We start from the raw sequence: 25,529 nt of genomic DNA on the forward strand, positions 1-25,529 counted from the left end.
ATCTCTCAAGGTATCTGAAAACGAATTTGTGGATTTTATTTCCTGCGATACTATGGCATATCGGAAAATGTATAATAATAAAGCTGTTTAAAAAACTCTGCCGCCGTCATTGCTGCATTATTAAAGCGTTCGCCACTGGCAGTGCGACGACCGTTAAACTCATCTGCATAATAACTCGCCATACCAGACTGATAATGCGTGCGTGGCGTATCTTTATGCTTTTCTGCTAAAGAAAGTGCTTTCTTTGCATTTTTTTGTGCGGATTTCACCGCTTGTTTTTTGGCTTGTGCCTTTATCTGTTTTGACACAATCGCCGTTTTTGCGTGTTTAGTTGCTGCAACAGAATTCAATGTTCCGAATGTGAAGAATCCAGCTAACAACAGGGTTACAATTTTACTTAATCGCATAAGTATGTATTCCTCATTTTGATATCGTTTCGCTTGTAACGATGTTTGTATTGCCCATTTTCTAATAATTACTCATTGAGAAAATAGGGGCTGTTAATCTAATCGATAACTGACCTTGTCTATGCTTTTTGATACCGCAAAAAAGCAAAAGTTTAATGTTTGATTAAATTTATTCAAAAACAAAAGCCTAAGTTTCAAGATAATGTAAACTAAGTCTTTGTTTTTCTTACTATTTTAGCTTGTTATAGGGGTTGTCGCTGTGTGGTTTTTTACGATGTACATAACTTGACATCATCAATCCAAACGCAGCCATTAACGTCACATAAGACGTTCCACCATAGCTAAACAGCGGTAAGGGTACACCAACTACGGGCAAAATGCCACTCACCATTCCAATATTTACGAAAATATATACAAAAAAGAGCAATGCCGTACCACCCGAAAGAATGCGTCCAAACGCATTATCTGACTTCGCCCCAAGTATTAAACCACGTGCAATAATAAAAAGATAAATACCTAACAGAATCAACACCCCAATCATTCCGTGCTCCTCGCTCAACACCGCAAAAATAAAGTCGGTATGCGGCTCTGGCAGAAACTCCAACTGGGATTGCGTACCTTCCATCCACCCCTTACCATGCAAGCCACCCGAACCAATTGCAATTTTAGATTGAATAATATGGTAGCCTGCACCAAGCGGATCTTTCTCAGGGTCAATCAGCGTCATTACCCGCATTTTTTGATAATCGTGCATCAAAAAAAACCACATTATCGGAATAAAACCCGCCAAAAAGACCACACCCGCAAAAATCAATTTCCAGCTTAAGCCCGCGAGGAAAAGCACAAAAATCCCTGCCGCACAAACCAAAATAGAGGTTCCCAAGTCGGGCTGTGCTGCCACAAGCAGGGTTGGAAAAACAATAATCGCCAACGCAATCGCTGTGTCGCGGAAATTCGGGGGAAGTGGTCGATTACTCAAGAACGTCGCCACCATTAGTGGCACAGCCAATTTCGCAATTTCCGACGGCTGGAAACGGACAAATCCCAAGTTCAGCCAGCGTTGTGCTCCCTTACTGGTTTCCCCAAACACATCCACCATTACCAGCATTACGATAGTGACCGCATACAAATAGGGCGAAATTTGCTTATAGGTGCGAGGCGGGATCATCGCCATCACAAACATTATGCCCAATCCTAAAGACACCTGCACCACGCGGTTAGTGAACATTTTTTCGCTACCACCACTGGCACTATACAGCACTAACAAGCCATAGCCTGTAATCGCAAACAGCCCCAGTAAGAGCCATAAATCAAGCGAAAAAACTTTCCAAAAAACCTTTCTAAATCGGTTACTCATTCACATTTTCCTCAGTCATTTCTGACACAGGCGAAGCAAGAACAGGAGACACAAGCGGTGAATTTTGTGGCGGATGTTGCAAATTGCCCTCATTCTTCAACGTATGTGTTAAGGCAAAATCCATCACTTGACGCACTACAGGTGCTGCATTCGCGCCACCACCACCCGCATTTTCTAAAATGGCAGCAACCACTACTTTGGGATTATCGTAAGGCGCATAAGCAATAAACCACGCGTGGTCGTGCAGCTCTTTCTTCAAGATATTTTTGTCATATTTCCCGCCTTTCAGGTTAAATACCTGTGCTGTTCCCGATTTCCCCGCTGCACGGTAAAACGAACCGCCTGCTTTTTTACCCGTACCGTTACCTGCGTTAATTACGTTATACATACCCAGTTTCGCCACGTTCCAAAATCGTTCTGGCACGCCCGTAATATCCTCGTAAAGCAGCGGATCTTTATACGGCTCAACTGAATTCGCGTGAATCACCTCTTTCATTAAATGCGGCGTATTTACTCGCCCATTATTGACCAACACAGTCAAGGCTTTCGCCACTTGCAATGGCGTGGCAATCCAGTAGCCTTGCCCAATCCCAACAGGGATAGTATCGCCTTGCACCCACGGTTTTTTGTAGCGAGCCCGTTTCCAATCACGGGTTGGATAAACGCCAGCCGACTCCTCAAATAAGTCAATACCCGTTTTCTGACCAAAGCCAAATTTGGTCATCCACTCCGCCATTTTGTCGATCCCTGTGTCGTAGGCGAGTTGATAGAAAAAGGTATCTGAAGACTCGGTAATCGCCTTATTCACATTCGTTGAACCGTGCCCCGATTTCTTCCAGTCACGATAACGCTGAGTTGTGCCCGGTAAAATCCAAAAACCAGGGTCGAAAACGGTGGTATTTGGCGTGATTTTTCCTTCTGCTAAGCCCATTACTGCATAGAAGGGCTTAACCGTAGAGGCTGGCGGGTAAGTTCCTTGCGTTGCACGGCTGTAAAGCGGACGTGCAGGATCTTCCAACAAGGCTTTGTAATCTTTGCCCGAAATACCACCCACGAATAAGTTATTATCGTAGCTCGGGCTAGTCACCATCGCTAATACACTACTATCTCGAGCATCCAACACCACCACTGAGCCTTTCTGCTCTTTCAGCAAATCTTGAATATATTGTTGCAACTCAATGTCGATGGTTAAACGTAAAGAGCTGCCCGCCACGCCTTCTTGATCACGAAGCTTGCGGATTACCTTACCACGGTTGTTAATTTCAACCTCTTCAAAGCCTGCTTGCCCGTGCAGTTGCTCTTCATAATATTTCTCAATACCAAGTTTACCGATATCGTGTGAACCTGCATAATTACCGAATTTCCCGTCTTCTTGCAGCTTTTTCTTATCTTTTTCATTGATTTTCGCAACATATCCCAAAATATGGGTGAGCATTTCGCCATACGGATAATTCCGTTTGTAATACGCCTGCACATCTAAACTTGGAAAGCGATATTGGTTTACCGCAAAACGTGCTATCTGCTCCTCGTTCATATCCGATTTCAGCAAAATCGGTGTATAACGCGAAGTACGCTTTTTCTCTTTATGGAAGTTCTCAATATCATCATCTGTTAAGCCAACAATGCTTTTTAGCTCAACCAATGTTTGCTCTAAATCTTGCGTTTTCTCAGGCACAATAAACAGCCCAAAATAAGTAATATTTTCGGCAAGCACCTTCCCATTTCGGTCGTAAATCAGCCCCCGAGTTGGCGGCACGGGCAACAACTTAATACGGTTACCATTCGAGCGTGTTTGATAGTCTTCATAACTGCTAATTTGCAGATGGTAGAGGTTCGCGAGCAACACGCCCGTTAATGCCAACACGCCAATGAAAGCAATAACCGCACGGCGGATAAACAAATTACTCTCCGCTTGCCCGTTTCGCACCTTTTCATTCGGCTTTGGTGACATTAATTTTGCTAGTTTTCCAAACATATTTTGCTCAGATTGCAGAATTTCTTAAACATTTGACCGCTTGTAAAATTATTCCCGATGATACGGATGATTTGTCGTGAGCGACCAAGCTCGATATAAACTTTCCGCCACAATCACCCTCACCATTGGATGAGGCAAAGTCAGCGGAGAAAGCGACCAGCTCTGTTCTGCCGCTTGTTTACACTCTGGTGACAAACCTTCAGGCCCGCCAATCAACAAACATACATCTCGTCCATCGTTTTTCCAGACTTCTAACTGGCTGGCTAATTGCTCGGTTGTCCACGGTTTGCCAGGAATATCCAGAGTGACGACCTTTCCTTTGCCTGCGGCTGCCAACATCGCCTTGCCTTCTTGTTCCAAAATACGCTTAATGTCAGCATTCTTGCCCCGCTTGCCCGCAGGGATTTCAATTAGCTCAAACGGCATATCTTTCGGGAAACGGCGTTGATACTCTTCAAAGCCCGTTTTCACCCAATCAGGCATTTTCGTGCCGACCGCAATCAGTTGGATTTTCATCGCTTATGCCCAAAGTTTCTCAAGTTGATACATTTCACGGGCATCCGCTTGCAATAAATGCACAATTGCCTGACCGAAATCCACTACAATCCAATCGGCAACCGCTTTACCTTCATCACCAAACACTTCAAAGCCCGCTTGTTTTGCCTCTTGAGATAAACGATCTGCGGTTGAAGCCACGTGACGCACCGATGTACCTGTGGCAATAATCATTGCTTCGGTAATGCTCGATTTGCCCTTTACATCAATCGCCAGAATATCTTGTGCTTTTAAAGCATCTAAGGTTTTAGTTAAAAATTCGACTAAGTTTTGTTCCATGGTTTTTCCGTTGTTATTCTTTCGTTATTGTTCAAAAAGGTGGAAATTTTAGCATAGATTGAAAAGTATCGCTTTATAAGTTTTATATATAAAAAATGCCGTTCAAACCAACGTCTGAACGGCATTTAAGCTAAGAATTAAAGATTATTTTTGGATTTCACCGCGGGTGCCACCGAAGCCGATAGTTTTACCGCTAATATTGGCTCTACCTCCAATCTCTTCAGCATTTTTCCCAAAGAAGTTTAATAAATAATCCCCCTCATTGCCGTTTTGGCTAGCAGTAGCAGAAATGCCATTTCCATTAATGTTACCTTCTTCTAATTGAATTGAAGAATAATTTCCTAAATTATCAATAGAACCTGACCCTTTTTTATCTGCGAAATTCACTTTATATGATAAGTCACCAGTATAGCGTTCTGATACAAATGCCTTACCCGTATATGTTGCATTGCCTTCTGATGGAATGGCCTCAGCCTTAGTTTGCAAACCTTTAGCTGATACAGTCATTGAATCAATACGGTAAGATGTACCATTAATGGTTTGAGTTCCGTTTTGATAATCTCCCGTTACAATAGAGTATTGTTGATTATAAACGAGCGTACCTTTTTCATAATTATTTTGGGTAATACCTGTTGTAGAAAAAATTGTGTTTGCTTGACGCCCAATACTTGCTGCTACAACTTTATTTTTTTCTACATCATTATAATTACCTTTCGCCTGTTTAATGATTTCTGTATCTAAATTTGCTTGAACAGTTTGCTCGTCATTATTTAAATTATCGTTAGCGAATTTCTCTGTATCAATAATTCCCGCTTGAGTAGCAAGCTGAATTAATGTTTCTTTTTTAGCTCTGTTTTGTTTGATTGTTTGGATTTCTTGTTGTGCATTTTCCACAGCATTAGTTGATTCACTCCAGTTTGAATTCACCGTACTAATAACTTGATTTGTTTCACTTTCAGAAAGCCCTTCATTTGTAGCAAGCGTTTTTAAATAGTCAGATAAATAAACACTTCTTAAATAACTTTCACTTGTGCCACCACCCATTAACTGCTCTGGATTTTTTGAAAATCTTTCTGCATATTCATTCGCAATGTTATCGGGTAGCCCGATACTTTTTGCAATATCAAATAATTCTGTTTTTTTCAATGTTACTGCCTCTTCTGCTTTACGCACTTCTTCAGCTTTACGTGCTTCTTCAGCTTTACGTACTTCTTCTGCTTTGCGAGCTTCTTCCACTTTGCGTGCTTCTTCGGCTTTGCGTACTTCTTCGGCTTTGCGTGCTTCTTCAGCTTTACGTACTTCTTCGGCTTTGCTAGTTTTTTCAGCTTTCTTAGCATCAGTTACTTGCTGACGAGCTTGCTCATTTTGAGCGGTTGGTTGATTAGTGTTTGGTGTGTTTGAACTGCCACCACTACTTCCACAACCTGTTAATACGGCTAAAAGTGCTGCTGCAAGGGTTACATTTCTTAGTTTCATAGAGACCTCGATAAATAAAAGTAGGAGAAAAAATTTAAAAGAACTATAATTTGAATCGAAATTATGTACAACTAACCACCAGTTACGGCAACCGACCTTATTAGGGTCATTATTAAATTTGAGAGGATGGAGCATGAAAATTAATGAAAAGATCCGTCAGTTACGAGAACAACATCACTTATCACAAGAAAATATGGCAGAGAAATTAGGTATGTCAGTAACGGGGTACGCAAAAATTGAACGTGGGCTTGTGCGTTCTAATTTACCTCGTTTAGAGCAAATTTCTGAAGTATTTGATATGGATATTTGTGAATTACTCTCTTTTGGTGAAAGTGAAAAAGTTCATTTTAATAATTCTTCAAATGATTCTATAAATTCAAATAATGCAAACCATTTTTTATTTGCTGTAGGCGATGAAAATTTAGAAAAAATGATTCAACAATTGCAATTAATGTTAAAGCATAAGGATGAATTATTAACTAGCAAAGAGGCTCTATTAGCCCAGCAAGAAAAGGTGATTAAGGGACTAGAAAGAGAAATTGAATTATTAAGAAAATATAAAGCATAATTTTTTTATACAAGCGGTGGAATTTGTAAAATAAAATACAAATTCCACCGCTTGTTTCATTATTTTTTCACTCCCGTAATACGGCACCACTCTTCTTTTTCCACCACAGGATCGAGGTTGAAATCATGAGCATACGCTTCGCAAACCGATTCGGCTTGCGAGGCTAAAATACCTGACAAACCTAAATCTCCTTGCGGTTTCACCAATGTGATGATATTCGGTGCTAACTCCTTCAGCGGCCCTGCCAAAATGTTCGCTACCACCACATCGGCTTGTAAATCTGCTGGCTGATCTTTGGCTAAGAACAACTCTAGGCGATCCTCTACACCATTCGCTTCAGCATTGTTGGTCGAAGCCAAAATCGCTTGCGGATCGATATCGATACCAATCGCACGTTTCGCCCCCAATTTCAGTGCAGCAATAGCGAGAATGCCCGAACCACAGCCGAAATCAATCACCGTTTTACCCGTTAAATCTAAGCCATCTAGCCATTGCAAGCAGAGTGCTGTGGTTGGGTGCGTGCCTGTGCCGAACGCCAAACCTGGGTCTAACATCACGTTCACCGCATTCGGATCTGGCACTTCACGCCAGCTTGGGCAGATCCACAAGCGTTTACCGAACTGCATTGGGTGGAAATTATCCATCCACTCGCGTTCCCAATCTTTATCTTCAATTTGCTCGATTTTGTGTGCAAAATCTGGTGCGACCAAACGGCTGATAATCAACGCCTCGACAATCACACTCATATCGGTTTCCGCATCGAATAAACCGACTACATCAGTGTTGCCCCATAAACGGGTTTCGCCTGGAAGCGGCTCAAAAATCGGGGTATCTTGACTATCCATAAAAGTCACCGACACAGCCCCAATCTCGGTTAAAAAATCGCTGATTTGCTCAGCTTGTTTATCTGTACTATTTAAACGAATTTGTACCCACGCCATTTTGTGTTCCTTAAGATGAGAAAGGAAAATTTTGCCTCGTCTTTTATCCCTCTTTCTCCACAAGGAGAGAGAGTTCCTGAAGCATTTATATCCCTTAATAATAAAATGCTTATATTATAATGGACTTTCTGCCTAAACGATACGAACACATTACACCCAAAACTATTTTCGTGTATCATATTTCACTTCATTTTCACTCCAAAAAATCTTATGCAATCTACAACTCTTGAACTTTCTCGTGGAGAACGCATAAAAGCTGCTGCGAAAGCAGCATTGCCTTATAGTGCACCGATGATCGCAGGTTTTCTCTTTTTAGGTATCGCCTACGGGGTTTATATGAAAGCAATCGGCTTTGGTGTGTTATATCCTATGCTGATGGCACTCCTCATCTACGCAGGCTCGGTCGAATTTATCGCCGCAGGTGCGTTAATCGCCTCCTTTTCGCCGTTAAGCGTATTTCTAATTGCTTTGATGGTGAGCGGTCGCCAGATTTTCTACGCCATCTCAATGCTGGAAAAATACGGTGCACATCTTGGCAAAAAACGGTGGTATTTGATTAGCGGGCTGGTCGATGAATCCTTCTCGCTCAACTATATGGCACAAATCCCTGCAGGCATCGACAAAGGCTGGTATATGTTCTTCGTGACTTTCTACTTACATTTATATTGGGTCATCGGTGCAACACTCGGTAACCTATTCGGCGGTATGTTGCCTGTGAATTTAGCAGGCGTAGAATTTGCGATGACCGCTCTATTCTTAGTCATTTTTGCGGAAAATTGGCTGAAAGAAAAATCGCACGAAAGCTCGTTGCTCGGCTTAGGTATCGCGTTTGTATCGCTGATTGTGGTTGGGAAAGAACATTTCTTAATCCCAACATTGATTGGTATTTGGGTAATTTTAACCCTACGTCGCCCGCAACTAGCAAGAAAACTTGAAACGGTAAAATTGGGGGAGAGCAAATGACTGTTACCAAACACATCATTACCATCGGACTTTGCGTTTTAGCGGTGCAAATCACCCGCTTGGTGCCGTTTTGGGTTTTCCCCGCCAACCGCCCGATTCCCGAATATATCCGCTACCTCGGCAAAGTGCTGCCTGCTGCAATGTTTGGAATGTTAGTGATTTACTGCTACAAAAATATTGATATTTTCGCAGGACACCGTGGCTTGCCCGACTTTATCGCAGGAGCATTAGTATTGGTGCTACACTTCTGGAAGAAGAATATGTTTCTCTCCATTTCCGTCGGCACACTGTTTTATATGGTGTTAGTGCAGCAGGTCTTTGTTTAATCGTACATCCCAACAACATCCTTTACATTTTTTGCTAAAATACGCCCAATTTGTTGCAATAAGAGAACAGAATGGAATTTTTTATCCCGAAATCGGAGGCGATTTTTGAGGAAGAGATCAAAAAAAGCCGATTTATAACCTACCTTCGCCACACGGAAGGAATGGAGCAATCCAAGGCATTTTTAGCGGAGATAAAAGCCTTGCATCCGTCTGCTCGCCATTGGTGTTGGGCAACGGTAGCAGGAATGCCTACAGACTCGCAACAATACGGTTTTTCGGACGATGGCGAGCCTTCTGGCACAGCAGGAAAGCCGATGTTAAGTTATTTGCTTGGTTCAGGCTTGGGCGAAATTACTGCTGTGGTAGTGCGTTATTATGGTGGTATTTTACTGGGTACAGGCGGGTTAGTTAAGGCTTATGGTAATGGTGTGCAACAGGCACTGCAGAAACTTGAAACAGCTCGTAAAGTATTGCGAGAAAATTACCGCTTGCAGTGTGAATATGAACAATTTAATACGATCAGTCACTTGTTGCAAGATTGGGATATTGAGATACTTGAACAGCAATTTAGTGAGAAAATCGTACTTCGTTGGGCGGTAAATCCTGCTCAAGTTGAGCAAATTCAAGACTCGCTTACGCAACGTTTTGCGGGGCGGTTAGTGTTAGAGAAAGAAGAGTAATAAGGTGCAGTTTTTAACGATTATTCGCATTGTTGGCGTGTTAGTAATGAGCTTTTCGCTCACGATGTTGTTGCCTGCGGTAGTTGCCTTGATTTACGGCGATGGCGGTGGACGTGAGTTCTTAGAATCCTTTGTGCTTACGTTTGCAGTAGGGGCAACGCTTTGGTGGTTCTGTCGAGATTACAAAGATCAATTACGCTCCCGCGAGGGATTCCTGATTGTAGTGCTATTCTGGATCGTATTGGGCAGCCTTGGGGCTGTGCCGTTTATCCTGTTAGAACACCCAGATTTGAATTTCAGTGAGTCGATTTTTGAATCTTTTTCAGGGCTTACCACCACAGGAGCAACTGTCATCACTGGGCTAGATGATTTACCGAAAGCGATTTTATTCTACCGCCAATTTTTGCAATGGCTAGGTGGAATGGGAATTATCGTGCTTGCGGTTGCAATTATTCCGATGATGGGATCGGGTAAACTCTATCGAGCAGAAATGACTGGTCCTTTTAAAGATGAGAAAATGCAGCCGCGAATTGCGGAAACAGCAAAAATGCTGTGGCAAATCTATTTTTTGATTACTATTTTGTGCGGTTTAGCCTATTGGCTAGCAGGGATGACTCCTTTTGATGCTATTTCTCACAGTTTTGCAAACATTTCCATTGGTGGATTTTCTACCCACGATGCAAGTATTGGCTACTTTAATAGTACCACGATTAACTACATTACAGTATTTTTCCTACTAATTTCTTCGTGTAACTTCGCTCTGCATATTACGCTGTTTAGCCAGTTGAAAGATCCGAAAGAGAAACGCAAAATCACTGTATTGCAACGCCTTTATTGGCGTGATTATGAATTCCGTTCGTTTATATTTATCCAAATTGCTTTGTTTGTGATTTGTGTGTTGGTGTTGAGCTTACACCAATATTTTACTCACACCAACATTACGCTTGATCAAGTATTATTTGAATCGGTATCCGTTTCTACCACTGGAGGTTTTGGCGTAACCGATTTTACCCAATGGCCGTCGTTTTTACCTATGCTGCTGATTCTATCTACCTTTATCGGTGGCTGTGCGGGTTCAACGGGTGGCGGTTTGAAAGTTATTCGCGTGTTGTTGCTTTATTTACAAATGAACCGAGAAATACATCGCTTCGTTCATCCGAATGCGATTAAGCCAATTAAACTCGGTAAATCGGTGCTTTCTAACCGTATTGAAGAGGGAATTTGGGCATTTTTCTCCGCTTATATTTTCGTCTTTATTCTTTGTTGGCTGATGGCGATTTTTTGCGGAATGCAGTCTTTTGATGCTTTTAATGCGGTATTAGGCTGCTTGAACAATGGGTTTGCATTAGGCAGTGTAAGTCAAGTCCCCGATAGTGCCAAATGGGTAATGACTTTTGCGATGGTGTGTGGACGGTTGGAAGTGTTCACTTTACTTGTGATTTTAAGCCCTGTTTTTTGGAAAGATTAATAATGAAAACCCTAATTTTATATTTTACGACCGATGGTCAAACCAAAAAGATTGCCGACAAACTTGCCGAGCAAATCAGCCACGAAGTGGAAGTGATTTCCCTGCAAGATCAAGCGGTCGATTTTGCTGAAAAATTAGCAAATGCCAACCAGATTGTGATTGGAGCATCAATTCGCTATGGTCATTTTAATCCGCTGGTGTATCAGTTTGTGGCTGAACACCAAGTGGTGTTAAATCAGAAGAAATCTGCATTTTTCAGTGTAAATTTAACCGCTCGTAAACCAAACCGCAAAACGGCAGAGAGCAACACTTACGTGCGAAAATTCCTTGCTAAAATTGCATGGCAGCCAAACCATGTGGAAGTGATTGCTGGTGCGTTGCTTTACCCACGTTATAAATTCTTTGATCGCGTGATGATTCAGTTCATTATGAAGCTGACTAAAGGCGAAACAGATGCTAGCAAAGAGTATGAATTTACCGATTGGGCTCAGGTGGAACAGTTCGGGAAGCTGTTGGATTTGGGTGTAAAATAATGCAGATCCGACCGCTTTTTTGCCTAATCCTTTTGAACCTTTAGTTATTTTGGATTATTATCTAAGCAGTATTTCCCTATACAAGAGTATTCATAATGAACAAACTCCATTATTTTTTCTCTACAGTGGCGATTTTTTTGAGCTTTTCGGCTTATGCAGAGGAGGTTGAAAATAGTTGGGTGGATCAACAACATTCAAACTTTAAAAGAACTTTGCATAAATGGTCAAATAGTATTAATGATTGGCTAGATGAGACTGATCCTAATCAACCTGCATCAGCAGGGCTACGTGTAATGATGGATATGGAGTGGAATCGGTACAATGGATTTAGTTATAAACCTCGTTTGCGAGGTAAAATCAAGTTACCTATTTTAAAAAAACATTTGAAAGTGGTATTTGGGGATGAGGATATTGATAACCAATCCCGTGATAAGCTAAAAGTTGGGCAAAACTACGATAATTTAGAACGGAATCGTAATTATGATTCTCGCCAAACAAGAAATGATAATGCGTCTATCGCTTTACGTTGGTCAAATGGAGCAAAATCATTGGGCATTAAAACCGATTTTGATATCGGTCTACGCTCAATAGGCGATCTATTTGGGCGTTTAAGAATAAGTAAAAAGAAAGAGTGGACGGAACAATTTAGCACTCGCCTTGAGCAAATCTACCGCTATGGTTCAAAAAGTCGCCACTATCTTAGAACTAACTTTGAGAATAAATATCAAGATAGTGAGAATACCTTTATTATGAATCACACATTCTTACAATATATTCATAATAAGGATGAAGAAACGGGATGGGGCAATAGTTTGTATCGCCAACACGCTTTTATCGGTGATAAAACATTAAGCTATGGGGTAGTTGTTGGTGGTTTTTTTGATAAAAATCGTTCTAGATTAAACGCTTGGGGACCTTTTGTGACATATCGTCAACCTATTCTCCGAAAATGGATTTTTATTCAACCTGAACTCAGCTTCTATAATAATAAAGATAATCAGCGTAAGCATTATCCTAATGCATTTGTTCGATTGGAAGCTATTTTTTAAGACATATATAAAAATCGGTCAAACGACACTAAATCTGTTTGACCGATTTTTTATTATTACAGAATAAACCGACTCAAATCCTCATTTTCCACCACATCATTTAATGCAGTTGAAACGTAATTTTCATCGATCACAATTTTTTCGCCACTGCGTTCATTTGCATCAAATGAAATACCGTCCATTAAGCGTTCTAATACCGTGTGTAAACGACGGGCGCCGATGTTTTCGGTTTTTTCATTCACGCGGAAAGCGGATTCGGCAATTTTGCTAATACCATCTTGGGTAAATTCTACTTCTACCCCTTCGGTTTTCATTAACTCACGATATTGGAGAGTCAGCGAAGCATTTGGCTCAGTTAAGATACGTTCAAAATCATCTTTGGTAAGCGATTTGAGTTCTACACGAATTGGTAAACGACCTTGCAATTCTGGCAATAAATCTGATGGGCGAGCCACTTGGAATGCACCTGAACAGATAAAGAGAATATGGTCGGTTTTCACCATGCCATGCTTAGTGTTTACCGTTGAGCCTTCGATAATTGGCAGTAAATCACGTTGAACCCCTTCACGAGAGACATCACCACCAGAGTGTTCACCTTTTTTGCAGATTTTATCGATCTCATCAATAAATACGATACCGTGTTGTTCAACTGCTTCAATCGCTTGTTGTTTCAACTCTTCAGGATTGACTAATTTTGCCGCTTCTTCATCTAACATCACTTTTAACGCATCTTTAATTTTCATTTTGCGTTTTTTCGTTTTGTTTGGCGACATCCCTTCAAATAGAGATTGCAGCTGAGAAGTCATATCTTCCATACCTGGTGGCGTCATAATTTCCACACTCACTTGTGCGGCTACATCAATTTCGATCTCTTTGTCATCAAGCTGACCTTCACGTAATTTTTTACGGAAAATTTGGCGAGTTGACGTGTTATCAGATTCTTGTACGTTACCCCACTGATCTTTCGCTGGTGGTAACAATACATCTAAAATGCGATCTTCTGCTGCATCTTGTGCACGCATACGGTTTTTCTCTACCGCTTGCGATTTCACTAATTTGACTGCAACATCAGTTAAGTCTTTAATAATCGACTCCACTTCTTTACCCACGTAACCCACTTCGGTAAATTTCGTGGCTTCGACTTTAATAAATGGCGCATTAGCTAATTTTGCTAAACGGCGAGCAATTTCAGTTTTACCCACGCCTGTTGGTCCAATCATTAAAATGTTTTTTGGTGTTACTTCTTGGCGTAGCTCTTCTGGTAACTGCATACGGCGCCAGCGATTACGTAATGCGATTGCCACCGCACGTTTAGCTTCTGTTTGTCCGATAATATGTGCGTCTAATTCTGAGACGATTTCACGAGGGGTCATTGACATAATTTATTCCTTGAAAAACGCCCCTATTTACTTATGAGGGGCTGGGGAAGATTTGTTACAAGCGGTGATTTTTTCGCTAATTTTTGTAAAGGGAAGATCGTTTCAAATCTCCCCTAACCCCTCTTTTCTAAAGAGGGGGACTTTTTTACACTTCTTCGATAACGTGATTGTGATTTGAGTAAATATCAATATCGCCCGCAATTTTCAGTGCCTCGGCAACGATTTCTTTTGCGGTCAGATTATTTTCTGTTCTTAATAAGGCTAATGCTGCCGATTTGGCATAGTTACCGCCAGAACCGATAGCTAATACATCAAATTCTGGCTCAATCACATCACCAGAGCCCGACACGAGCAAAAATTCACTTTCATTTGCCACAATCATCATCGCTTCTAATTTGCGAAGTGAACGTTCTGTGCGCCACTCTTTTGCCAATTCAACGGCAGATTTCACTAAATGCCCTTGGTGCAGTTCTAATTTTTTCTCAAACAAATCACGCAAAATAAATGCATCAGCTGTTGAACCTGCAAAGCCCGTAACGACTTTATCTTTGTATAAACGGCGAACTTTACGCACAGTGCCTTTTTCTACACAGTTGCCTAATGTTGCCTGACCATCACCACCGATCGCCACTTTGCCATCTTTACGAACACATACAATCGTTGTCATTGTTGATCCTTTATTTTTGGTAAAAAACTCCCCACTAGATTGGGGAGGATTGACCGCTTTTCAATAGCAAGCGGTGAGATTTTCATAGCGTTTTGCGGAAAACTTGCAACTTAGTTAATTTCTTCTATCTCATAAAACTCCAACGGCAATCCATCAGGATCTCTAAAAAACGTAAAACGTTTGCCCGTGAGTTCGTCCACGCGAACAGGTTCACATTCAGTTGCAAAACTTGCCAAGAATGCAACCGCTTGTTCTACGTTTTTTACCCGAAATGCCAAGTGCCGTAAGCCACAGGCTTCAGGCGTGGTAGGACGAGCGGGCGGATTGGGGAAGCTGAATAGTTCAATCTGCGACCCATCGGCAAATTTTAAATCGAGCTTGTAGCTTTGACGTTCGGCTCGGTAGGTTTCTTCAATAATTTTCGCACCTAAAATAGTGGTGTAAAAATACTTAGATTTTTCGTAATTGCTGGCAATGATGGCAACATGGTGGAAGCCTAAAATCGGTGTTGTCATTTGTAAACCTTTTGAGAAATTTAACCGCTTGCAGTATCATCTTTCCCTTTCCATTTTTCAAGTTCCTATTTTCATGAATAATTCCTCAATTTCCGCTTTTACTGCTCAATCGAACCTTAACGCTCCTTTTGCCCGCAAGGCGTTGGCGTGGTTTGCGGTGTATGGACGGAAACATCTGCCGTGGCAGAAAAATAAGACGCTTTATAAGGTTTGGCTGTCGGAAGTGATGTTGCAACAAACGCAGGTGGCAACCGTCATTCCTTATTTTGAGCGGTTTGTCGAGCGTTTTCCGACGGTAATAGACTTGGCGAATGCCCATATTGATGAGGTATTGCACCTTTGGACGGGCTTGGGCTATTACGCTCGGGCACGTAATTTACACAAGGCAGCACAAACGATTCGCGATCAATTCGGGGGTGAATTTCCTACCCAATTTGACGATGTATTGGCGTTATCTGGCGTAGGCAGAAGCACGGCAGGGGCAGTGCTTTCTTCGGTGTTAAATGCACCTTACCCGATTTTGGATGGCAATGTGAAACGGGTGTTATCGCGTTATTTCGCAGTTGAAGGCTGGAGCGGTGAAAAGGCGGTGGAAAATCAGCTGTGGGATTTAACTGCACAAATTACGCCAACCGAGCAAGTAGCGGATTTTAATCAAGCAATGATGGATTTAGGGGCGATGATTTGCACCCGAACTAAGCCGAAATGTTCACTTTGTCCGTTGGCGGAGGATTGCCAAGCGAATCAGTTAGAGGCGTGGGAAAAATTTCCTGCCAAGAAACCGAAGAAAATTTTACCCGAACGACAAGCCTATTTTCTGGTATTGAAGCAAGGTACTCGTATTTTGTTGGAACAGAGGGAAGCGAAAGGTTTATGGGGCGGGTTGTATGTTTTTCCACAGTTTGAGAATGAAGCAAGTTTCAAACGGTTTATTTCTGATAAAAATTTGCAAATTAGCCGTCATTTACACGCGTTTCGCCACACGTTCAGCCATTTTCACTTAGATATTACCCCTGTTTTGGTAGCGTTGGATGAGCAAAAGAAAGAAGAAAATCGACCGCTTGGTATTGTAGAAAATGAGGGAAATTCCCGCTATTTTGTATCTTCAAAGGCGAATTATTGGTATGATCTGACCCAACCGAATGAAATAGGCTTAGCAACGCCCGTGAAGCGGATTTTAGATGAATTATCTCAAGAGAATAAGGATTGATTATGGCACGCACCGTATTTTGTGAATATTTAAAACAAGAGGCTGAAGGCTTAGATTTTCAACTTTACCCAGGTGAGTTAGGTAAACGTATTTTTGATTCAATTAGCAAACAAGCGTGGAGCGAGTGGATCAAAAAACAAACAATGTTAGTGAACGAGAAAAAACTGAGTATGATGAACCCTGAGCACCGCAAATTGCTTGAAACCGAGATGGTAAACTTCTTGTTTGAAGGTAAAGAGGTGGTGATCGACGGTTATAAACCAGTTGAGTAAGGCAGTTGCGATGAAAAAACATACGAAATATTTGCCGCTGTTGGCGTTGATTCCGTTTTTGATTTCGTGTGGCAGTAGCCCGACAAAACATACTAAACGCCACGGAAGCAAATATCATAACTATGATTTTAAAGATACCAATGGCTTGGATATTTTAACGGGGCAGTTCTCGCATAATATTGATGATATTTGGGGAAGCCAAGAGTTGTTGATCGCAACAAAAAAAGATTACGTGAAATATACTGACCAATATTACACCCGTAGTCATATTTCGTTTGAAGACGGGATGATTACGATTGAAACGTTGGCAGATCAAGCACGCTTGAAAAATGCGATCGTGCATACGCTATTGATGGGCGGAGACCCGAAAGGAATTGACTTATTCGCTTCTGGCGATACGCCGATTAGTGCGAATCCGTTCCTTGCAGGGCAGGTGAAAGACCAATATGGGCGTTTTGTCACCAATGCAGTGATTGCGAATGACTTTGCCAATTACCTTGTGCAATACGCGACGACACGTCGTTTGAAAAATGGACGTAATGTTGCGGTGGTGCAAATCAAGATGGTGGAAGGGCATATTGAAATTCGTGCTCGCAAATATTTACCGCTGGTGCGGAAAATGGCAAAACACTACGGCATTGAACCGAGTTTAATTTTGGGGATTATGGAAGTAGAATCCGCATTCAACCCGTATGCGGTGAGTTATGCGAATGCAATTGGTTTGATGCAAGTTGTTCCACACACGGCGGGGCGTGATATTTTTGCTCGCAAAGGATTTGGCGGACAGCCAGATCGTACTTATTTATATAACCCAGAGCAAAACATTGATGCGGGCGCAATGTACCTCACCATTTTGCATGATGAGTATTTGGACGGGATTACTAACCCACTTTCAATGCGTTATGCGATGATTTCCGCCTATAACAGTGGAGCAGGTGCAGTATTAAAAGTGTTTGATTACGATAAGTATGAAGCAATTGATCGTATTAACGAGCTTTCGCCAGACGCTGTTTACCGTATTTTAACCACGGCTCACCCATCAGCACAGGCGAGAAATTACTTGAAGAAAGTATCTAAAGCCCGTGAAAAATATCGTTCGGTTCGTTAAATTGATGTTAAAAAACACAATTAGCACAAAAAAAGGTCGAATAAACAAAAAATTAAAATTTTCCTGAAAAAACGTTTGACGGGGTCTGAAAAAAACTGCATAATGCACCCCGTTAACGACGAGTTGCCTCGATAGCTCAGTCGGTAGAGCAGGGGATTGAAAATCCCCGTGTCGGTGGTTCGATTCCGCCTCGAGGCACCATCTTTTCCTCCTTAGTTCAGTCGGTAGAACGGTGGACTGTTAATCCATATGTCGCAGGTTCGAGTCCCGCAGGAGGAGCCATATTAAGAAGCCCTGATGAGAAATCATCAGGGTTTTTGCTTTTCTAGTATCCTATCTAGTATCCTACCATTTATATTTAACGTGAAATTCCCCAAGTGAAGGGATTTTTTGTATAATGCACCAATCTATTTTTTCGTTTAATTCATATTTTGCAAAGAATTAACTCCCCTCTTTAGCAAAGAGGGGCAGGGGGAGATTTTGGCAGAAGATAAAACGAAGCTCATACGAGAAACCAACATCGTAATCAAATCTCCCCTAACTCCTCTTTTCTAAAGAGGGGGATTAATTTGCAAACAAAAAAACAAAAGAGAACAAAAATGTTTGAACACCTGTCCGATAGACTTTCCAAAACGCTCAAAAACATCACTGGTAAAGGGCGTTTAACCGAAGATAACATTAAAGATACTCTCCGCGAAGTGCGTATGGCATTGCTTGAAGCAGATGTTTCCTTGCCTGTTGTGCGTGAGTTTATCAATAAAGTTAAAGAGCGTGCAATTGGCGAAGAGGTCAATAAAAGTTTAACGCCAGGGCAAGAGTTCCTCAAAATTGTACGTGCTGAGCTTGAGCAAGCAATGGGCGAAGCAAATGAAGGGCTGAATCTTGCTACCCAACCGCCAGCAGTCATCTTAATGGCAGGTTTACAAGGTGCGGGTAAAACCACCTCGGTAGGTAAATTAGCCAAATTCCTTAAAGAACGTGAAAAGAAAAAAGTGCTTGTGGTTTCTGCCGACGTTTACCGTCCAGCCGCGATCAAACAGCTTCAAACGTTGGCGGATGCGTTAAAAGTGGATTTCTTTCCAACCGAAACCACGCAAAAGCCTGTTGAAATTGCAGAAGCGGCATTAAAATACGCAAAACTTAACTTCTTTGATGTATTGATTGTCGATACCGCTGGTCGCTTGCACGTAGACAGCGAGATGATGGATGAAATCAAACAGCTTCACGCCACACTCAACCCGATTGAAACGCTCTTCACCGTGGATGCAATGACGGGTCAAGATGCTGCAAACACCGCTAAAGCGTTTAATGAAGCCTTGCCATTAACGGGCGTGATTTTAACTAAAGTGGATGGTGATGCTCGTGGTGGTGCGGCATTGTCTATCCGTCAAATCACAGGCAAGCCAATCAAATTCCTTGGTGTGGGTGAGAAAACAGATGCATTAGAGCCATTCCATCCAGACCGCGTGGCTTCTCGTATTCTTGGTATGGGTGATGTGCTGTCACTTATCGAAGATTTACAACGCAGTGTAGACCAAGAAAAAGCAGAAAAAATTGCTCAAAAATTCAAAAAAGGTGATGAATTTACCCTTGATGATTTCCGCGATCAGCTTGTCGAAATGAAAAAAATGGGCGGCATGATGTCGATGCTTGAAAAATTACCAGGGGCGAAAAACTTACCTGATCACGTAAAAAATCAAGTAGATGACAAAATGTTCATCAAAATGGAAGCGATCATCAACTCAATGACGCTCAAAGAGCGTGCAAACCCAGACATAATCAAAGGTTCACGCCGTCGCCGTATTGCATTAGGTTCAGGCACACAGGTGCAAGACGTGAATAAACTTCTCAAGCAATTCGATGAAATGCAACGTATGATGAAAAAAATGCGTAAAGGCGGAATGGCAAAAATGATGCGTGGTATGAAAGGGATGATGGGTGGTGGCTTAGGTGGTCTAGGTGCACTCGGTGGCATGTTTAAGCGTTAATTTTTAGAGCATATTTATGAAAAAATTTATTCTCCTTGCAATGTTAGCAAGTTTTTTAACCGCTTGTGGGGTAAAAGGTTCACTTTATTTTCCTGAAAAAGCAGCTGGACAACCACAACAAACACAAAATCAGTAACAAGCGGTTAAATTCTTTAATTTTTTTACAAAACAAACACAACGGAACACCAATGAACCATTTTGAATATAAAAATCAACAACTTTTTGCCGAAGATGTGGCAATTGCTGACATCATTAGCGAACACGGTACACCTGCTTATATCTATTCTCGTGCAACGCTTGAACGCCATTGGCACGCTTTTGACAACGCTTTTGGCTCGCACCCGCACTTAATCTGCTTTGCCGTAAAATCAAATTCCAACATCGCACTTTTAAACGTGATGGCAAAATTAGGTTCGGGCTTTGATATTGTTTCTCAAGGCGAATTAGAACGCGTGCTTGCCGCAGGGGGCGAGGCGTCAAAAGTGGTGTTCTCTGGCGTGGCAAAATCGCACACTGAAATTGAGCGTGCATTGGACGTGGGCATTCGTTGCTTCAATGTGGAGTCGATTCCTGAATTGCACCGCATTAATGAAGTAGCAGGCAAAATAGGTAAAATCGCCCCAATTTCTCTGCGTGTTAATCCAGACGTGGACGCCAAAACTCACCCTTATATTTCCACAGGCTTGAAAGAGAATAAATTTGGCGTGAGCGTACAACAAGCACGTGAAGTTTACCGCTTAGCGAAAACCTTGCCGAACGTGAAAATTACGGGAATGGACTGCCACATTGGCTCACAACTGACCGAATTACAGCCGTTCTTAGATGCGACCGACCGTTTAATCGTGTTGATGGAACAGCTCAAAGAAGATGGCATCGAACTACATCACCTAGACTTAGGTGGTGGCTTGGGCGTACCTTATAACGGTGAAGAACCACCACATCCAACCGAATACACGGAAGCGTTGCTTGTAAAATTAAAAAATTACCCAAACTTGGAAATTATTTTAGAGCCAGGGCGTGCGATCAGTGCAAACGCGGGGATTTTAGTGACCAAAGTGGAATATCTGAAATCAAACGAAGACCGCAATTTTGCGATTGTGGATACGGGTATGAATGATATGATCCGCCCAGCCCTTTACGAAGCCTATATGCAAATTACCGAAGTAAATCAATCGCTTGATCGCGAAAAGGCAGTTTATGATGTGGTAGGTCCTATTTGTGAAACGTCTGATTTCTTAGGCAAAGGCAGAGAATTAGCGATTGCCGAAGGCGATTTAATCGCAATGCGTTCAGCAGGGGCGTATGGGGCAACTATGTCTTCCACCTATAATTCCCGCCCACAAGCGGTCGAAATTTTGGTAGACGGTGCAAAAGCCCACTTGATTAAAGCTAGGGCAGATTTTGCAGACTTGTGGAGATTGGAAAAGTTGATTTAAGATAAATATAAAAAAGTCGGCGAAAATGCCGACTTTTTATTTAATATGTGATTAAAAACTTGCAACAATACGATCTAACTCTGCTTTTGCAGATTGTTGTGCTTTTTCGACCGCTTCAGAACCGTAACCAATCCCTTCCGTATAAGCAATTTCTTTCATTGATTGAACTAAATACAACAAGCGGTTAAAATTACTACAGAATTTACTAGTTTGTGTGGCATTCTTATGCCTAAGGATGAAAAATGAAAGTCGCCGTGTATAGCACCAAAAACTATGATCGCAAATATTTAACCGTTGCAAATGAGAAATTTGGATCAGAATTTGAGTTAGAGTTTTTCGATTTTATGCTCAATTGTAAAACCGCAAAAATGGCAGAGGGGGTGGATGCAGTCTGCATTTTTGTGAATGATGATGCAAGCCGTCCTGTCTTGGAAAAATTAGCGAAGTTAGGCATTAAAACTGTCGCTTTACGTTGTGCAGGATTTAACAACGTGGATTTACAAGCCGCACAAGAATTTGGCATTCAAGTAGTACGTGTGCCTGCTTATTCGCCTGAGGCGATTGCCGAGCATGCGGTAGGCTTGATGCTAACTTTAAATCGTCGTATTCACAAAGCTTACCAACGTACGCGTGATGCAAATTTCTCGTTGGAAGGTTTAACGGGATTTAATATGCATGGCAAAACTGCGGGCGTAATTGGCACAGGTAAAATTGGGATTGCTACGATGCGAATTTTAAAAGGTTTTGGGATGAATATTCTGGCTTTCGACCCGTTCCATAATCCTATCGTAGAGGAATTAGGCGGAAAATATGTGTCATTAGATGAGCTATATAAAAATTCAGATGTGATTACCTTGCATTGCCCAGCCACCGCAGAAAATCACTATATGCTGAATGAAGCTGCGTTTAATAAAATGAAAGATGGCGTAATGATCATAAATACCAGCCGTGGTGGTTTGATTGATAGCCAAGCGGCGATTGAGGCATTAAAACGCCAAAAAATCGGGGCATTGGGAATGGATGTTTATGAAAATGAACGTGAGTTATTCTTTGAAGATAAATCCAATGATGTGATTACCGATGATGTGTTCCGCCGCCTCTCCTCTTGCCACAATGTGTTGTTCACAGGGCATCAAGCATTCTTAACTGAAGAGGCGTTAGTCAATATTTCGGAAGTGACGCTTTCTAATATTTTAGATATTGCCAATAATGGGGAATGTGTGAATGCGGTGAAAACCCATTAAACTGAATTTATAAAGATTTAGGGCTGATTGAATCACAATCAGCCCTTTTTAATTTTTTAAATCATAGTATCTAAAAATAAGCATACAATACTGTATATTTGTATATTTGTATATTTGTATATTATACCATTAAGAATTGGTATAGAATATGACCAAATCTCCTTTTATTTACTTATTTGAGGTCTCTATGAAATTAAAAAATGTAACGCTTGCAGCAGCACTTTTAGCCGTATTAACTGGTTGTGGAAGCAATGGGAGTGGCAACAATAATGCTACACCAAATTCGGAAGTACATAACAATCAAGCTACTCAAGCACAGTTAGCAAAACAACGAGCAGAACTTGAACAACTCAAACTCCAGCTTGCACAAGCTCAAACCACTCAAAAACAAGCAGAAGAAAAGCTAAATTCAGCGAATCAAGCTTCTCAAAAAGAAGTAGATGTCGCACAGCAAAATTTAGCAACAGCACAACAAAACGTAACCAATATTCAAATCCAAATTGAGAACAGCAATAACGCTCAAGCTAAACTACAAGAGCAATTAAACCAAGCTCAACAAGAAGTTGAAAATGCAAAAACAGCTAAACAACACGCAGAAAAAATATTAGAAGAAAAACAACAAGCTGTTTCGGAAGCTCAAACCGCATTAAAAAATGCAGGTAACCGTGTTACTGCTGCTAAAAAAACTTTAGAAACTCTCCAAACTAATCCGCAAATGGCTACTCAAGCTGATTTTAACCAGAAACTTACTGAGGCTCAAAAAGCATTAAATGAAGCCAATGCAGCAAAACAAGCGGTAGAAAAACAGTTAACAGACCGAAACAATGAAATTATAAATATTCAGAAAAATTTAACCGCTAGTAATGATAAATTAGCTAAAGCAACGCAAGGTTTAAATGATGCTCAAGATAAAATTGTAAAAGCTGAACAAGAAAAACAAGCGTTACAAGCAAAATTAGATCAAGCAACTCAAGCTCAATCAACCGCAGAGAAAGCCTATAATGCAACCTTAAAAGGTCGCGATGAAGCACTTAACCAAATTCGTGCAGATTTAGAAGCTAAACAGAAAGAATTAGCCACAAAAGAACAAGCATTAACAGATGCAAAACAGCAGTTAGCTACAGCTCAAGAGACTGCTAAACAAGATGAAGCCAGCAAAGCAATTCTTGAAGAGCAATTAAAAGCAGCAAATACAAATCTTGAAATGGCTAAGAAAACAAAAGCCAATACAGAAAAAGCATTCCAACAACAACTTGCAAACAAAGACAACGAGCTTGTAAAAGCACGTGAAAATTTAACCGCTAGCAATGATAAATTAGCCAAAGCAGAGCAAGATTTAAAAGCGGCACAGGCCAGTATTCAAGCTGGTAATGCAAGCAAAATAGCCCTTGAAAATCAGCTTAATGAGGCGAAGCAAAATTTAGAAGCAGCATTAGAGGCTAAACAAAAAGCAGAAAAAGCATTAGCAGATAAGAATGCATTAGAACAACCGCTTGATAAAGCGAGAACATTAGAATTCGCATTAAATGGTGGGTTAAATAACCAAGATGCACAGGACTTCTCGGAAAGATATAAAGATAAGTCAAAATCTGAGTTACAAGAAATTTTAAATGGCTGGCATAAACAGATCAGATTGTTGAATTTAGCTCGCGATCGGGCTGGTTATTTGGGTTTTTATGATAATGAATCAAGAGAAAAATTTGCTAAAGAATTTGCCAAAGAAAACAAAGATAAAACTGTTGATGAAGCAAATGACGTACTTAATGAAAAATTAAAACAACATAATGCTGAATTAGAAAAAGAACGTTTAGAACATAAGAAACAAGTTAATGCTTTAGTTGATATTGCTAAGGAACAAGGGTTGTCTGATTCAGATGCAGCTAACTTTGCAAATCGCAACCAAAATTTATCACCTGATGAATTTAAATCTCAGCTTCAAGCGAAGATGGCAGAATTAGTAAACCAAGCTAAAGCAGTTGGTTTAGATGAGAATGTTGCAAATCAATTTGCAAAAGAAAACGTTAATAATTCAGGTGATAGTTTAGAGTATAATCTTAATCAATTAAAAGTACATTTATTTACGGAATTAGCAAATAATAGTGGTTTATCTCAAAGTAATGTTTACAATCTTATTCATATGAATAGCAACACATTACTTTCAACAGATGATTTTAAAAAATTAATAAAAGCATCTGTATTCATTACGAAAGGTACTGAGAATTATTCTTTAGGGGACAATGAAGTTGCTTTTATAAAAAAATATTTAAGTTTATCTGATGCTGAAATAGAAGCTAAGATTCAGAAAAGAAATGAGCTTAGAGATTTATTAGATGGATACTATAGTGATATTATTAATAAAGACTCCAATTTCTCTTCAGAAATAGGAAATTTCTTAAACAACAATGCAGAAAAGTCTCAAGAAGAACAATTTGCAGCAATCGCAAAAATATTTAAGAAAAATTATATTACTAATTCAGATAATTATCCTAAAAATCAAATTTTAAATATTCCATTGACAACTAGTGAACACCTCAATATTCATTATGAGAACAGTGGAAAAGTTTATAATCAGACTTATTCTATTACTTTAATGAATTATTCAAAAGAGACTAGAGACGAATATGATCCAATACCAACAGAGAGATTTACCATTCATAATACAGGATTGCAAACCAAAGAGGATGGTTTACCGACTGAGGGTCGTGCCACCTATACAGGTAAAGCATTTAACCTTGAGAACAATGGAGATTTAACTTATAACGTAAATTTCTCAGAGCGAAAAGGTTCAGGTACTATTACAGGTTTCCAAAAATATGGAACTATTACGCTAGAAGAAGCCCCACTAAAAGTAAGACAACTTAGTAAACAAGTGGGTATTCAGTATGGGCGAGCAACACCTGAAAAAAATGCGACAACAAGCATTACTCACGAAACATATAATCTTGATTTTTATGGACCTAAAGCTGAGGAAATTGGAGGTTCTGTCTATTTTGGTGATTATAGTGGTTCGGATACTAATGTCATCGGCTTCGGCGGCACCCGTGGCGAAATTCAAAAATAACTGATCTGTAGGGGCAATTACATTCGCCCTGATATTCCACCGATATTTTAGAGCAAATGCGATTTACCCCTA

At 40.8% G+C, this 25,529-nt stretch carries 24 protein-coding genes, 2 tRNA genes and 1 pseudogene; 17 read left to right on the forward strand and 10 right to left on the reverse strand.

What is annotated here, in order from left to right; translation table 11 throughout:
• Positions 1-98: 98 nt before the first annotated feature.
• The 6 genes and pseudogenes from KH943_RS01510 to KH943_RS01535 all read right to left on the reverse strand — a co-directional run.
• Positions 99-407 (reverse strand): annotated as a pseudogene (locus tag KH943_RS01510) (septal ring lytic transglycosylase RlpA family protein); the annotation flags it as partial.
• A 229-nt stretch (positions 408-636) separates the two neighbouring features.
• A complete protein-coding gene (gene rodA / locus KH943_RS01515; protein WP_304106633.1) occupies positions 637-1,764 on the reverse strand; it encodes a rod shape-determining protein RodA in 1,128 nt (375 codons plus the stop codon).
• Positions 1,757-3,739: a penicillin-binding protein 2 gene (gene mrdA, locus KH943_RS01520; protein WP_304106635.1), complete on the reverse strand. Its 1,983-nt coding sequence runs from the start codon at positions 3,737-3,739 to the stop codon at positions 1,757-1,759. The genes rodA and mrdA overlap by 8 nt, the downstream gene beginning before the upstream one ends.
• A gap of 48 nt (positions 3,740-3,787) precedes the next feature.
• Positions 3,788-4,255: a 23S rRNA (pseudouridine(1915)-N(3))-methyltransferase RlmH gene (gene rlmH / locus KH943_RS01525; RefSeq protein ID WP_304106637.1), complete on the reverse strand. Its 468-nt coding sequence runs from the start codon at positions 4,253-4,255 to the stop codon at positions 3,788-3,790.
• 3 nt (positions 4,256-4,258) lie between these two features.
• Positions 4,259-4,573, reverse strand: a complete 315-nt coding sequence (rsfS, locus tag KH943_RS01530) for a ribosome silencing factor (RefSeq protein WP_304106639.1) — start codon at positions 4,571-4,573, stop codon at positions 4,259-4,261.
• A gap of 144 nt (positions 4,574-4,717) precedes the next feature.
• Positions 4,718-6,049, reverse strand: coding sequence for a factor H binding protein domain-containing protein (locus KH943_RS01535; protein WP_304106641.1), 1,332 nt, complete (start codon positions 6,047-6,049; stop codon positions 4,718-4,720).
• A 133-nt stretch (positions 6,050-6,182) separates the two neighbouring features.
• Between KH943_RS01535 and KH943_RS01540 the strand changes: the two genes are divergently transcribed.
• Positions 6,183-6,617, forward strand: coding sequence for a helix-turn-helix domain-containing protein (locus tag KH943_RS01540; RefSeq protein WP_304106643.1), 435 nt, complete (start codon positions 6,183-6,185; stop codon positions 6,615-6,617).
• A 59-nt stretch (positions 6,618-6,676) separates the two neighbouring features.
• On the opposite strand, the gene prmA is transcribed toward KH943_RS01540, so the two are convergent.
• Positions 6,677-7,558, reverse strand: coding sequence for a 50S ribosomal protein L11 methyltransferase (gene prmA / locus KH943_RS01545; RefSeq protein WP_304106645.1), 882 nt, complete (start codon positions 7,556-7,558; stop codon positions 6,677-6,679).
• A gap of 210 nt (positions 7,559-7,768) precedes the next feature.
• Here prmA and azlC point away from each other — a divergent pair, with 210 nt between their 5' ends.
• From azlC to KH943_RS01575, 6 genes are all read left to right on the forward strand, one after another.
• A complete protein-coding gene (gene azlC / locus KH943_RS01550) occupies positions 7,769-8,521 on the forward strand; it encodes an azaleucine resistance protein AzlC (RefSeq protein WP_304106647.1) in 753 nt (250 codons plus the stop codon).
• Entirely contained in the window at positions 8,518-8,847 is a 330-nt protein-coding gene (locus KH943_RS01555; protein ID WP_304106649.1) for a branched-chain amino acid transporter permease, read from the forward strand. The genes azlC and KH943_RS01555 overlap by 4 nt, the downstream gene beginning before the upstream one ends.
• Before the next feature lie 71 nt (positions 8,848-8,918).
• Positions 8,919-9,527: a YigZ family protein gene (locus KH943_RS01560; RefSeq protein WP_304106651.1), complete on the forward strand. Its 609-nt coding sequence runs from the start codon at positions 8,919-8,921 to the stop codon at positions 9,525-9,527.
• Between the two features lie 4 nt (positions 9,528-9,531).
• Positions 9,532-10,995 (forward strand): TrkH family potassium uptake protein, encoded by a 1,464-nt coding sequence (locus KH943_RS01565; protein WP_304106652.1) that lies wholly within the window; start codon positions 9,532-9,534, stop codon positions 10,993-10,995.
• 2 nt (positions 10,996-10,997) lie between these two features.
• A complete protein-coding gene (hemG, locus tag KH943_RS01570) occupies positions 10,998-11,528 on the forward strand; it encodes a menaquinone-dependent protoporphyrinogen IX dehydrogenase (RefSeq protein WP_304106654.1) in 531 nt (176 codons plus the stop codon).
• 95 nt (positions 11,529-11,623) lie between these two features.
• Positions 11,624-12,577: a hypothetical protein gene (locus KH943_RS01575; RefSeq protein ID WP_304106656.1), complete on the forward strand. Its 954-nt coding sequence runs from the start codon at positions 11,624-11,626 to the stop codon at positions 12,575-12,577.
• Positions 12,578-12,633: 56 nt separating this feature from the next.
• Here the strand turns inward: KH943_RS01575 and hslU are convergent, their stop codons facing one another.
• The 3 genes from hslU to gloA2 form a co-directional block, all read right to left on the reverse strand.
• Positions 12,634-13,959, reverse strand: coding sequence for an HslU--HslV peptidase ATPase subunit (gene hslU, locus KH943_RS01580; protein ID WP_192574250.1), 1,326 nt, complete (start codon positions 13,957-13,959; stop codon positions 12,634-12,636).
• Between the two features lie 142 nt (positions 13,960-14,101).
• Positions 14,102-14,623: an ATP-dependent protease subunit HslV gene (hslV, locus tag KH943_RS01585; RefSeq protein WP_005708936.1), complete on the reverse strand. Its 522-nt coding sequence runs from the start codon at positions 14,621-14,623 to the stop codon at positions 14,102-14,104.
• Between the two features lie 110 nt (positions 14,624-14,733).
• Positions 14,734-15,138 (reverse strand): SMU1112c/YaeR family gloxylase I-like metalloprotein, encoded by a 405-nt coding sequence (gene gloA2 / locus KH943_RS01590; RefSeq protein ID WP_304106661.1) that lies wholly within the window; start codon positions 15,136-15,138, stop codon positions 14,734-14,736.
• A gap of 73 nt (positions 15,139-15,211) precedes the next feature.
• On the opposite strand from gloA2, the gene mutY reads away from it, so the two are divergent.
• From mutY to KH943_RS01640, 10 genes are all read left to right on the forward strand, one after another.
• Positions 15,212-16,348 carry an A/G-specific adenine glycosylase gene (gene mutY, locus KH943_RS01595; protein WP_304106664.1) on the forward strand — a complete coding sequence of 379 codons (1,137 nt, stop codon included), beginning with the start codon at positions 15,212-15,214 and terminating at the stop codon, positions 16,346-16,348.
• A 2-nt stretch (positions 16,349-16,350) separates the two neighbouring features.
• Positions 16,351-16,620, forward strand: a complete 270-nt coding sequence (locus KH943_RS01600) for an oxidative damage protection protein (protein ID WP_005706474.1) — start codon at positions 16,351-16,353, stop codon at positions 16,618-16,620.
• Positions 16,621-16,630: 10 nt separating this feature from the next.
• Positions 16,631-17,728 carry a membrane-bound lytic murein transglycosylase MltC gene (gene mltC, locus KH943_RS01605; RefSeq protein ID WP_304106670.1) on the forward strand — a complete coding sequence of 366 codons (1,098 nt, stop codon included), beginning with the start codon at positions 16,631-16,633 and terminating at the stop codon, positions 17,726-17,728.
• Between the two features lie 125 nt (positions 17,729-17,853).
• Positions 17,854-17,929: transfer RNA gene (locus KH943_RS01610), tRNA-Phe, on the forward strand.
• Between the two features lie 5 nt (positions 17,930-17,934).
• Positions 17,935-18,010 (forward strand) — tRNA-Asn (locus KH943_RS01615).
• A gap of 317 nt (positions 18,011-18,327) precedes the next feature.
• A complete protein-coding gene (gene ffh, locus KH943_RS01620; RefSeq protein WP_304106673.1) occupies positions 18,328-19,716 on the forward strand; it encodes a signal recognition particle protein in 1,389 nt (462 codons plus the stop codon).
• Positions 19,717-19,732: 16 nt separating this feature from the next.
• Positions 19,733-19,852 (forward strand): LPS translocon maturation chaperone LptM, encoded by a 120-nt coding sequence (gene lptM / locus KH943_RS01625; RefSeq protein ID WP_304106676.1) that lies wholly within the window; start codon positions 19,733-19,735, stop codon positions 19,850-19,852.
• A 52-nt stretch (positions 19,853-19,904) separates the two neighbouring features.
• A complete protein-coding gene (gene lysA, locus KH943_RS01630) occupies positions 19,905-21,152 on the forward strand; it encodes a diaminopimelate decarboxylase (protein ID WP_304106679.1) in 1,248 nt (415 codons plus the stop codon).
• A gap of 242 nt (positions 21,153-21,394) precedes the next feature.
• Positions 21,395-22,396 carry a 2-hydroxyacid dehydrogenase gene (locus KH943_RS01635; protein ID WP_304106682.1) on the forward strand — a complete coding sequence of 334 codons (1,002 nt, stop codon included), beginning with the start codon at positions 21,395-21,397 and terminating at the stop codon, positions 22,394-22,396.
• Positions 22,397-22,583: 187 nt separating this feature from the next.
• Complete coding sequence (locus KH943_RS01640; RefSeq protein WP_304106685.1) at positions 22,584-25,457, forward strand: factor H binding protein domain-containing protein; 2,874 nt, start codon at positions 22,584-22,586, stop codon at positions 25,455-25,457.
• Positions 25,458-25,529 lie beyond the last annotated feature (72 nt).

This window comes from Haemophilus parahaemolyticus (assembly GCF_018373095.1).
Taxonomy (GTDB): Bacteria; Pseudomonadota; Gammaproteobacteria; order Enterobacterales; family Pasteurellaceae; genus Haemophilus_A; species Haemophilus_A parahaemolyticus_A.